This is a genomic window from Flammeovirga aprica JL-4, assembly GCF_012844305.1.
Lineage (GTDB): Bacteria > Bacteroidota > Bacteroidia > Cytophagales > Flammeovirgaceae > Flammeovirga > Flammeovirga aprica.
Map to the genome: position 1 here is coordinate 1 of NZ_JABANE010000173.1, position 10,911 is coordinate 10,911.

Sequence of the window (10,911 nt, forward strand, 5' to 3'; positions counted from 1 at the left end):
AACTTTTGCTATGCTTGTATAACGTATCTTTATGGAGGAGCTCATTAGGAAAAAGGGAAAGATCTTTGTCTGAATCTATTAATACTCCCCTGTCATCTTCAAATGGTTTAATGGAGATATTTCTGAAACTTAAATTAAACCTATCTAAATCATGATACGAATAATGTTTTGTAGGCAATGGCTCTTTTGAGAATACTTGATAGATAAGTTTTCCAAGTTGAATTCTATCTTTACCAATACTTATGGTTAGGTGTTTACCATTATCAATAATCTTCGCAGAAGTAGAAATTAGCCCTTTTTCTTTTGAAATTATTGTATCTCTTTTGATGGAAAAACGATCATCTGATATTCTCTTATATCCGAGTTTTTCCAAATCATAGATGTGGGATCTTCGTATGTGTTGATTGATGAACTCTTGCATGTCAGTGATGCTAACACTATATATGTCTGCCAGAGTTTCTAATGGTACGGAAGAATCATTTAGTGTTTTTCGAATAGCTTCTTTATGTAAGTGTATAAAGATAAAATCTTCAGATTTAGAGGTAAATTCTCTGTATTTGATATAGTTTTTTAAGACACCTGGTTTAAGGTCGATCTTTAATGTTTCCGATACTTCTTCTAAAAATTTACTGAAATAATTGGATGGATTCATATCTCTATGCTTCTTCCATATAGAATATATTTCCACTAAGTTTTTGTCCAATAGTTTTGTAATCATACTGTATTTGTATCGCTGTTATGTTTAGTGGTAGTAAATTTAGAGGTTTTGGAATAGTATAACAAAATGAGTAATCGCATTATAATAAATACAAGTATATTTAAGTCTTGAAATTAAGTATGCAAGAAATAGATAATGGAGAAAATAAGGATCTTAAAAAGTAAAACTCGCTTCTATGAACTGTTTAACGAGTTCAAAAAATTAAAGAAAACCAAGATTGATAACCCATCTGATCAGGTTTTATATACTTACCAGGAACTTTCAAAAATAGAAGATAAAGCAATAGCTATTATTGGTAAAAAAGGTGAAGAAGCGGAATTCTTTGGTAGAGTTATTTTTCGCATATTTGAGGCAATGCAGTATACAAATGTATCTCCTAAATTTCTAACTGATCCGGTGATTGACATGATAGGAAACTCACCGTTGATGTCCAAAATTAGAAATTTAGTTAGTGATATAGATGTAATAAAATCTTATTTACCAGAGCGATTTTCCTATGCTGTGATATATGAGAATGATCTTTCAAGATATTCTTTAAACACTAATGCTGAAACCTTTGCAGAAAGGATGCAAGCACTATCGCTTCAGCAGTCATTGAAAGATGCATATAATGAAGCTGCTTTTACTTCTATTCCAGCGACAAATGAAATGCATAAAAAATTATTACAAATTACTGCTGATAACAATGAAGTAGAAGAGAAAGTAAAGAATCACCAATACCAGATTATTCTCTATTACACTTCCAATAAACTTCACACTGATTTTGGTGTATTAGTCGATTTTGGAGACCAAGTAAAGACTTTAGAATTTTTCTCTACAGCTCCAGACATGAAAGCTGAATATTTCATTAACTCTTATGAGTTTGCAAGAGCAGTAATGTTTTATGATACTTTCTTTCATAGTGATTTTGAAATTGAGCGATTAGATAAAAGAACTAGTCAAGCAAAGAAGAGAACGATTGGTAATCATAAGATTTTGATAGATGACTATATGAACGTTGATGCATTATTTGTAAAGCGTACAGCGATAGTTGACGGTAAGAAATCACCTCATCTACGTAAAGGACATTTTAGAAAACAGAGAGTAGGAGAAAACCGATCAGGGGTTAAAGTGATATGGATTGAAGATACTGTTGTAGGAGTGGATAAAAGTTAATACAAAACTTTTTTTACCCTATTTATTCTAAAGTATGCATATACACTGCATACATGTAAAGTAGATTTGAAGAACTCAAGTAAAAAGATATTAATTATGGAAAATATAAAATCAAAACATGCGGTCGCATCACTTCAAAATTTTAAGATTAGATTAGGTGATGTTGAACCAAATACCAAAGAATTTCGAAAACAGGTCTATAAAGTGTTGTCTTGGGTATTTACAACTGAGTATGGCACTGCCGATCTAGATATAGTAAATCATTTCACCAACAAATTATGTAATGATTATGGTGGCGATATCTTTGAGCTTTACCTGTCTTTTGATTCTACACATGAGAAAAGATTTGTCGATTTTCTTTTGTAATCAATCATGTGCTTTCAATTACTGTAAAATACAGCATTTACATACTGTCAGTTCATTCCGACTAATAGTGTAAATTACCTTAATAGAAGCGAAACAAATTAATATTCGATAAGGGCTCAACTATTCACTAATAATTTTCTTTGATAATCCTCTCTAATTCATCTTTATATGCTTTCAATCTTAGAGCATATCTCAAAGACTTTTTATCTTTTGACGTAGATGCTATTTCTGTTAAACTACCATTTATCCAGGCTGCAGTATTTTCTCTAGATCTTTGATTATCAGTACCCATTATGGTGTAGTATTGTGCATTGAAATCAGATAGTAAGATTAAACACTTCCCAAGAGAAGATGTATCAAAGCTAAAGACATAATGAATATTGGTGAAGTCGTTATACTTAAATTCATGCTTATAAACATTATTATCAAAGTCTTTTATGATATAGGAGTATTGCGTATTGCCGTAAGGTGAGGTTGATTTATGATCTATAATCATAAATTTCTGACCTTCTGAAGTCTTTATTTTCTTTCCATTAATTTGTTTTAAGTTCGTTTCTCTTTTTAACTCAACTACATCTCCGACAAGTAAAGTTTGAGATAAGGAAAGAGTAGAAATAAGTGATAGACAGATTGATAATATAATTTTCATAATTTCTTTTTTTGTGATTATCGATAAAAGAAGAATTCGTCATATTTCATTAGAAATAATCTTCTGCATTTTTTTTATGTACGTTCCAATAAATTTTAACAGAGATTACATACAAATGTAACAATGTTTCATTTATTTAAAATAACTCATTATCAATTGTTGAGAAAACAGAGATAAGTCTTTCATTACTATCTAATTAAAGCTATAATTGAATTTAATGATCTATGTAAATGTTAAAAGTAATTGCTACCTATTAGATTAGCTTTTTTGTTATAATTAATCTTATGTTAAATAGGATGCTGATTATCAATTTATTATTCTCTTTATAACAGTTTTACGCCTCTTCTCTTTCTATACAATCATCAACTAGCATTCGAAATAAATCAGTAGCTGTAATCCCTTTTCTTTCGGCGATTTTCACAAACTGAGCGTGTTTGTCCTGCGTAATTTTTGCTGTTATGCTTTTGTAAGTATTTAGATCCTTCTCCGCTTTTTTAAGAAATGAAAGGTCTATTTTTCTGGAATAAGCCAAATTCACCATGTTTGAGTTCGCCTTTCTAAAATCATTCAAGTATTTATATTTCCTTGCCTCCTCAAGGATCTGTTCGTCAGTGTATTTTTTCTTTCTAGTATTCTTTCTGAAGTTATTTTTCATTAGTAGGTAGCATTTGTAAGTAGTAATTATGTTATGAAATTTGGAATCAATGATATAAGTTTTGCAAATTCGCAATACTTTTAACTTTCAATCCTCAATACTTTTTTGACCACTTTTTTCAAGCGTTTATTCTTTTGATTTTCTAGTTTCTCCTCTTCTTTTATTCGGTTTTCTTCCTCCAATTTTGCTCTCATTTCGGGAGTAAGTCCGGTATACTTGATTGAATTTTTATAGTATTGATCCCATCGAGCAACCAGGATCATATTGTAGAAAATACTTTCTTTTGGAAAATCGGAAAATGTCTGTGCTAACTTGATCCCAATCAGACGTTCTTGGTGGGGCTTATAGTTGCTTTCTAAATAAAATTTCCAAAAATCATCCCATCCTTCTAGCTCCTTGTGGTATTTTTCAAAATACTGCTCGCAAAAATGTGCTGCTCTGGTGTGAGCTTGTCGCTGAGACATGGTTTGCAAATCGTTGAACGCAATTGAATACAGAGTTCTGGCTCTTTCAGAATTGACTTTATACCTTAATTTCCAGAAATCAATGAGCATGTATTTTTTGTCATAATCTCCCCTATCCTGATACATTGAATTGATCAGTTTACCCAAATCCGAGGCTTCAAATTCTTCTAAACTTTTCTCTTCTAATTGCATAACCACCCGCTGTCCTTTTCCTGTCAATGTCAAGAAAAGTCCTTTGTTGTTGGGTTTCGATTTTACCGTAGCAGACCTCACTTCAAAATTTGGAGCTTTCATCTGCTTGGAGGTGATGGGGAGTTTGTTTTCCATGGTTTCAAGTTATATAAGTTTTGCGAATTTGCAAAACTTTTGAAATCATTATGAAAAATTACTGTGGTGAACATCGGAGTAGATGTTTGTTTTGAAATATATATTCTTTTTCACAAATAAAAAGAGGAGCTAACTTTTAGGTTAACTCCTCTTTTTGATAGATGTACTTATTTATTTTATTCTACTATGATTTTCTCTATATCTACAGAACCATCAGATTTTATGATATTCAATATATATAAACCTGGCTTATATTTACCTGTGTTGATACGGTATGAGTTACTTTCATATTGAACAAACTCATAGTTATCAATAATATTACCATTGATATCATAGATAGTAATGCTATCGATATTACCCATAAATGTAGAATTGGCTTCAATATTTAAATTGTCCTTTACAGGATTTGGGAAAATTTTATAACCAAAATCAGTAATACCATCTATTTCTTTTGTTCTTAAGGAACTGAATCGTGGAATAAATCCATCACCATCTCCTCCTCCCCCTGGGCAGGAAGCAGAAACTCTAAAGGACACATAAGGAGTTTTTGTCCCATTTTTTCTAACTACTCGAACTAGAACTTCAACATAATCATTTTCTCTGGTAACTTTAGATGTTATATAATTTGAATGTTTTCCATCTATTAAGCTAGAATGTGTACTTTGCCCATTAGTAGGTAGGGATCCCTGAATTGCAATCCACTCTACTCTCTGTCCAGTATGATTAATTACTTGTACTAAGAATTTTTGATTACAAAATAACATATTCCTAGAATAAATAAGGTCTGATAATTTTAGGTCATCTAAAGCTGGCCATACTTTTATTTCTTTCACACTACTGTTGCCTGATTTAAAATTAGCTTTAATAAAACCTTTATTAGTATAGTTAATACCTTTAACAGTTATTGAGTTACTATTTTCAGAAATAACTTTAATTTCACTTGAAACTTCCCACGATTTTAATTCATATCCATTAAGATTGCCAAGATAGTATGTCGTTGCTTCTTCAGTTATTTTTCCGGCACCTGATATACTTGGTGGTGGAGGAAGTACAAAATATATAGTGGCATGCATTTTTTCCCTTGTATCTAAATAAGGATAGTAAACGTCAAGTTCTACATTTATATGTATTGTTCTTGAACGTAATGTATATTCATAATATTTAGTTGGGATCTTATTTATATATACGCCATGGTTCTTGTAATTAAAAGAAAGAACATTAACTTGATCATCTATCCCGGTATATCTTCCTGTCTCTTCATTTTGGTACAAATGCCCTTTTTCTGTGATATTTTCTATGATGTAATCTTCACTAAGCGGAGCACAAGGATGTGAAGTAAAAGAATTTGTGTATAAGTTTAGATAACTCTTATTAAATTGAAAAAAATATGTTTTTTTAAGCTCTTCAATAGTTATATGGTTCGCTTTATAAAGCTTATATACTGACCAAGCAGGAGCAACATAAAAACTAAATGACGTAGCTCCATATTTCACACCTACACCTTCATACTTTTCCCACTCCATTTTAATTTTCACTTCAAACTGCTCATTAAAACGACCCTGCTTAGCATGAAATGTAAATGGATTACTTATTGAAACTAGAGGGGTAAACTCTTCTTCAACTTCTTCTATGGTACCATCAGAATCTGTAAAAGTATAAGTTACTTTAGTTACGCCAAATGTTTGCCCATTTACTTTAAAGTTCCAAGATATATTACCTCCTTCAGGTGTTTGTATATAGCCCTTTTTGCCCGGTACACATTTTTGCTCTAATGGCATCGTACCATAAGAGTTGGATACAGTCATTGTGACATCATCGTCAGAATAAAGAGTTAACTCTTTGAGTTGTGCTTTAGAATTGAATGAGTATAATAAAGCAATTATAAATAAAAATTTAATTTTCATGTTTGTCTTTAATTAGTTTTTCTATAATTAGTTTGCTGAAATATTTAAAGTACATCTATTTCACGAAGTTAATAAATATTGTAATACATAAATAATAACGTACACATTATATTTTTTAATTTATCCATTTACTAACAACATTGACTATCCCAGTATTAGTGTAAACTCAATTTGCACTAATTACAGAAAGCATGAAAAAAGGATTTAAAGTTTTTATTCATAACAGAGAAACGGGGATAGCAGATGTACAACATTTTGATTCCTGGTACTCCGCAAAGAAGCACTACTTTGAAAAGTCATGGTCTAATGAATGTCGTATTGAAAATGCGTATGGTAAAATTGTAGCTGAAAACTTAACAGGTACACCAGTTTGAGGAGATGTTATGAGTGAAAATATTTTGAAAAAGCCGATAATAAAAAGGCCTGCTATGGACAAACAGGGTTGTTATCTCATCATTTGAACCTCCAAAAGCGAGGCTTCCATAACCCTAAGATTATTGAAGATTTTCCCATTCGTGGTAAAAAGGTAAAGATGATTGTAAAACGTCGTAGATGGACTGAAAAAGATGCTCATTTAAAATTGTCAAGAGACTGGAAATTAGTAGCAAAAGGAACACGTATGTCTGAGGAATACGCGTCTTTTTTAAAAGCACTTGCTCGATACTGAAGCCATAAGCAGTCAACGGCTGTCTACTTTCTATGGAGTCAAAAGCTCCAATTTCCTTCGAAGCTATAAAAAACATTTGAGTGAGTTTGGTGAATGGGTAAAAGAACACTCAGATGATAACAACCTTGTCTTTCCTGAAAATATTTCAAAATCGATTGGTATTGATGAGACTTTTTTGTCCAATGGAGAATTATACACGATTGTTACGAATAAACTAGCAGATAGCAAGCAGGGTAGTTTAATCGCTTTAGTTGAGGGGATGAAGTCTGAAGATGTAATAAAAGATTTAATATAAAACCCTAAAGATCAGTGTGATAATCTAGATGAAATCACATTGGACATGGCTAATAATATGAACCTTATTGCAAGTAAATGTTTTGGTAAAGCAGATATCGTAATTGACCGTTTTCATGTGCAACAACTAGCTTCTGAGGCTGTACAGGAACAACGAATCAAAATCAGATGGGAAACTTTGGAGGCAGAGAATGAAAAAGTAAAAGAAAGCCAAGAAAAAGAGGAAAAATATGTACCTGAACTACTTCCTAATGGCGACACTTTACCACAACTTCTAGCAAGAAGTAGATATGCATTATTCAAACCTACTTCTAAATGGACGAAATCACAGAAGCAAAGAGCTGAGTTATTATTTGACAGGTTTCCCAATATTCACAAAGCTTATAAATTATCAATGCATTTGCGATCTATTTTTGAAGAGGATATCACTAAACAAGTCGCAAACTTGAAACTAGCTAGATGGTATAACGATGTAGAAGAGAGTGGTTTTAAATCTTTTCAGACGATCATGAATACATTCACCTACTTTTCAGACATAATCACAAATTACTTCAACAGTAGAGCTACGAATGCTTATGCTGAATCTTTTAATTCAAGGATAAAAGACTTTAGAAGGGAATTCAGAGGTGTAACAGACTTAAAATTTTTCCTGTTCAGGATTTCAAAGGTATTTGGGTAGCCTGTGCCCACTTTTTGTAGGTGATCCCTTATTTCCAACCGGAACTAACAGATCAAATCCAATACCTTCATTTTCACGCGTAGTTTGATTTACATGATAGAAGTGATTGTATCCAATTTCCAAATCATTTAGATCATATTCTATTAAATCGCCAACTCCACCATCTTTGTATCTTGCTGCAAAACGAACGTCTAGTGTTAATCTTTCTTGAACGACATACCAATAATTTTCATCTGAATTGTAAAAGAAATCTTCCCACTGCGAAGTGTATACATTATAGTACTGTACTGGTTGATTCTTGTCAATACCATTCTCATTACTGTACAAATTCACTTGTAGATCATATGGTGTAGCATCTAAAGTAATTCTTTGACTCTCAGTAGAATTAACGTCATACTGCTTCCAATTATCATTCTTAATTCTGAACGCGTCACTATAATTTGTAAGTATTTCTGGAATCTGTACCCTAGATTCGTAACCACTTCCCAATGGCAATTTAAGAGATCCTTCAAGATCAATAGTAGGGAAATCTTCACCAGTTACTCTATTACGTGTCTGTATCTCACCAGCCAATTTTATTTCCACATTTGGTTTGGCAATCTCCTCACTACCATAAATAGGTTGCTTGTCTGGCTCAATCAATCTCTGACTGAACTCAATGGTAGCGTTACCCGTTGGAGCTACAGGTTCGTTGTTGTTACAGCTACTGAATAGTAGTACAATTGTAACGTAAAATACTGATAATATGATTGTTGTTGTAAGTTTCTCATTTGATTTTTGATTAAAAAAATTAGGTTGGATAATTCTGAAAAGCAAGCAGTTTTATAACATGCTCAGGTTCATCCTGTGGATTAGTAATTAAGTTCTCTGATTGAGAAGTCAAACGCTTCAGTGTTATCTGACCATCCCATACGAATAATGAAGTTACAGTTCAAACGTACTCCGTCTGCCCATGTTGTTCTTATTTTTGCTTCTGGATTCTCATGTGCAAAATCAGTCCAGCTATTGTGAGTGATATCTCCCAAATTGTCTCTAACAGTACCATCCATGAATAATGAAACTTTTAATGGATTATTGTTTCTATCTAAAAGGTAGATGTCCATATGGTGCTCATTGACACCATGCATAGTTAGATCATAAGAAGGATTAACATCAGTAACTAAGATTACCTCATTTCTGTCCATTCCAGTAGCACCATATACCCAAACACTATGTGTACCATCATATCTTTTCAGCAGATGAACCTGACACGTAACCTGTAAATTGATCAGCAACTACATTAGATGCTCCGTCAATTGTTTCCACAACTGGATCTTTAATGATATCTTCTTCAATTGGATCATTGTCAAATCCTTTATCAATAAGAAAGATTCCTTCAGTAGTGTAGTTGATCTTGAAGTTGTGTTGGTAGTTAACCTTTGGCACAATTGTCTTGCTAACGTCACCTCTGATAGTGAATACGTCTAAAATAAATTCGTGTACTCCATCAGTATAGATGTAAGCGTAGTAGTCCTCATTGTCAGCATACATCTGCTTAGAAGATAACAAAGCGTTAGTTACTTCACCTGCATCTTGAGCATCAACTACAATGTAAGAATACTCTTCATTTGACATTGGGATTGATACAGATACATCAGCAGCGTTACCTGAAGAAGATCCATTTAGGAAGTATTCGTCACTTACTTGTTGGATTGCGTGATGAACATCTACAGTGAATGAATGCTCCAACAATACCGTCAAGAACAATACTGCTACGAATGTCAACATTAGATAGTTCAAAGCTACCTTCTTGATGATTCACTGATACAACATAGTCAATATAAACTAGACCACTTGTTGCTTTTCTCATTGGACTTATCTCCTCTTCCAAGAATGATACTGATACCGTTCTTGCTTCTTCAACTAGCTGTGCAGTTTCTTCTTCTTCTTTGTTACATGCAATCATAGCAGTTGCAACTAAAAATACTGTGTATAACTTTTTCACTGTATTAATAGTTTTGATTAATAAAAATTAGGTGAGTAGTTTAACGGTGTGCTCAGACCATTTATTTATTACATAGATCCCTTCTCCCACATGATGAAGTGAGAGTTAAAAGAACCTTTTACATATTCAGTATCTTGGTTAAGTAATTTACCATTTTTAAGGGTAGGTAGAAGCATGTATTCTAGCTCTTCAAAAGTTGAAAAACGGTAGATATCATATGCTCCATTCCATGTATTGATTAATGCGAAGCCATCACCATATTCACCACCAGCAACAATTTTATATGATCCTGAAATTTCTTCGTACTCAAACCAAACTTCAATGTTGCCCTCCATGTGTGTTTGCGTTGTAACAAATTCAGCTGCTGATAGAACCGCGTCATGGGCTGTTAAATTTGGATTGTATTTGGTATAAAGATCCTTACCTTTATCAGTGAACGCAATTTCTTCAACTATCTCCACGTTAGTACCTTCAATTGGGTTGAACGGCTCTTCAACTTTAGTAGTGTGATTCCATCTCATTGAATAACCATGCTTAGTTTGGATCAGAGTTACATTAACATAAGATACATATTCCATTGCTATGTTATTTGCTGCTCCGTCATAGTATAGATCATATTCAGTATTTGGATTTAAGTATGTTGGACTAGAATATCCCATACCCATTGAGTCACTTCCCCATGATCCTCCGTTTCTGAATTTGAATGACATATCACTACTATTATATTCTGTATTATCTATATAAAATTGGTATACAATTGAGTCTGCATATTCAGTGTAGTCATAGTAAGTATGGTTAGAGTATTCTACCCAATTATTAAATGAACCTGACAGCTCCCAGTATTGAACTTCAATTGGGTAAGTTGGATTCAATTCAATAGGCTCACCATCAAAACCAGGCACTACAACTAGACCTACTTTCTTGTCAGGATCAGGTTTAGAACCATCAGGACCTTTTGCAGTATAAACGTACTTAGTAGAGGTCCCTCCATGATTCTTACGGTGATGTACCAGATGTGTTCATACATTATTGATATACAGGTATTTGCA

Annotated in this window: 15 protein-coding genes and 1 pseudogene; 6 read left to right on the forward strand and 10 right to left on the reverse strand. The window is 32.8% G+C overall.

The features are described 5' to 3' along the window. A partial coding sequence (locus HHU12_RS31515; protein ID WP_169660719.1) for a hypothetical protein occupies positions 1-718 on the reverse strand: 718 nt, incomplete at its 3' end. Between the two features lie 135 nt (positions 719-853). On the opposite strand from HHU12_RS31515, the gene HHU12_RS31520 reads away from it, so the two are divergent. Continuing rightward, entirely contained in the window at positions 854-1,873 is a 1,020-nt protein-coding gene (locus HHU12_RS31520; protein ID WP_169660720.1) for a hypothetical protein, read from the forward strand. A gap of 96 nt (positions 1,874-1,969) precedes the next feature. Next, positions 1,970-2,239 carry a hypothetical protein gene (locus tag HHU12_RS31525; RefSeq protein WP_169660721.1) on the forward strand — a complete coding sequence of 90 codons (270 nt, stop codon included), beginning with the start codon at positions 1,970-1,972 and terminating at the stop codon, positions 2,237-2,239. Between the two features lie 127 nt (positions 2,240-2,366). On the opposite strand, the gene HHU12_RS31530 is transcribed toward HHU12_RS31525, so the two are convergent. The 4 genes from HHU12_RS31530 to HHU12_RS31545 form a co-directional block, all read right to left on the reverse strand. Next, entirely contained in the window at positions 2,367-2,888 is a 522-nt protein-coding gene (locus tag HHU12_RS31530) for a hypothetical protein (protein WP_169660722.1), read from the reverse strand. Positions 2,889-3,222: 334 nt separating this feature from the next. Beyond that, positions 3,223-3,543 (reverse strand): hypothetical protein, encoded by a 321-nt coding sequence (locus HHU12_RS31535; protein ID WP_169660723.1) that lies wholly within the window; start codon positions 3,541-3,543, stop codon positions 3,223-3,225. Between the two features lie 80 nt (positions 3,544-3,623). Continuing rightward, the gene (locus HHU12_RS31540) at positions 3,624-4,334 is read right to left on the reverse strand and encodes a hypothetical protein (RefSeq protein ID WP_169660724.1); all 711 of its coding nucleotides are present in this window, start codon (positions 4,332-4,334) and stop codon (positions 3,624-3,626) included. 176 nt (positions 4,335-4,510) lie between these two features. Then, the gene (locus tag HHU12_RS31545) at positions 4,511-6,238 is read right to left on the reverse strand and encodes a T9SS type A sorting domain-containing protein (RefSeq protein WP_169660725.1); all 1,728 of its coding nucleotides are present in this window, start codon (positions 6,236-6,238) and stop codon (positions 4,511-4,513) included. Positions 6,239-6,429: 191 nt separating this feature from the next. Here HHU12_RS31545 and HHU12_RS31550 point away from each other — a divergent pair, with 191 nt between their 5' ends. The 4 genes and pseudogenes from HHU12_RS31550 to HHU12_RS31555 form a co-directional block, all read left to right on the forward strand. Continuing rightward, on the forward strand, positions 6,430-6,612 hold the full coding sequence (locus HHU12_RS31550; RefSeq protein WP_169660726.1) for a hypothetical protein: 183 nt from the start codon (positions 6,430-6,432) through the stop codon (positions 6,610-6,612). Between the two features lie 83 nt (positions 6,613-6,695). Beyond that, entirely contained in the window at positions 6,696-6,905 is a 210-nt protein-coding gene (locus HHU12_RS36105) for an ISAon1 family transposase N-terminal region protein (protein WP_449401696.1), read from the forward strand. Continuing rightward, a complete protein-coding gene (locus tag HHU12_RS35475; protein ID WP_240971227.1) occupies positions 6,892-7,200 on the forward strand; it encodes a hypothetical protein in 309 nt (102 codons plus the stop codon). Before HHU12_RS36105 ends, HHU12_RS35475 begins: the two co-directional genes overlap by 14 nt. An 18-nt stretch (positions 7,201-7,218) precedes the next feature. Beyond that, positions 7,219-7,878, forward strand: a pseudogene (locus HHU12_RS31555) (ISAon1 family transposase); the annotation flags it as partial. Here the strand turns inward: HHU12_RS31555 and HHU12_RS31560 are convergent. From HHU12_RS31560 to HHU12_RS31580, 5 genes are all read right to left on the reverse strand, one after another. After that, on the reverse strand, positions 7,861-8,694 hold the full coding sequence (locus HHU12_RS31560) for a hypothetical protein (RefSeq protein ID WP_169660727.1): 834 nt from the start codon (positions 8,692-8,694) through the stop codon (positions 7,861-7,863). The pseudogene HHU12_RS31555 and the gene HHU12_RS31560 sit on opposite strands and share 18 nt — an antisense overlap. Before the next feature lie 35 nt (positions 8,695-8,729). After that, positions 8,730-9,152 (reverse strand): hypothetical protein, encoded by a 423-nt coding sequence (locus HHU12_RS31565; protein ID WP_169660728.1) that lies wholly within the window; start codon positions 9,150-9,152, stop codon positions 8,730-8,732. After that, positions 9,100-9,645 carry a hypothetical protein gene (locus HHU12_RS31570; protein WP_169660729.1) on the reverse strand — a complete coding sequence of 182 codons (546 nt, stop codon included), beginning with the start codon at positions 9,643-9,645 and terminating at the stop codon, positions 9,100-9,102. Before HHU12_RS31570 ends, HHU12_RS31565 begins: the two co-directional genes overlap by 53 nt. Beyond that, positions 9,554-9,823: a hypothetical protein gene (locus tag HHU12_RS31575; protein WP_169660730.1), complete on the reverse strand. Its 270-nt coding sequence runs from the start codon at positions 9,821-9,823 to the stop codon at positions 9,554-9,556. Before HHU12_RS31575 ends, HHU12_RS31570 begins: the two co-directional genes overlap by 92 nt. 107 nt (positions 9,824-9,930) lie before the next feature. Next, complete coding sequence (locus HHU12_RS31580; protein ID WP_169660731.1) at positions 9,931-10,764, reverse strand: hypothetical protein; 834 nt, start codon at positions 10,762-10,764, stop codon at positions 9,931-9,933. Between the last annotated feature and the right edge of the window lie 147 nt (positions 10,765-10,911).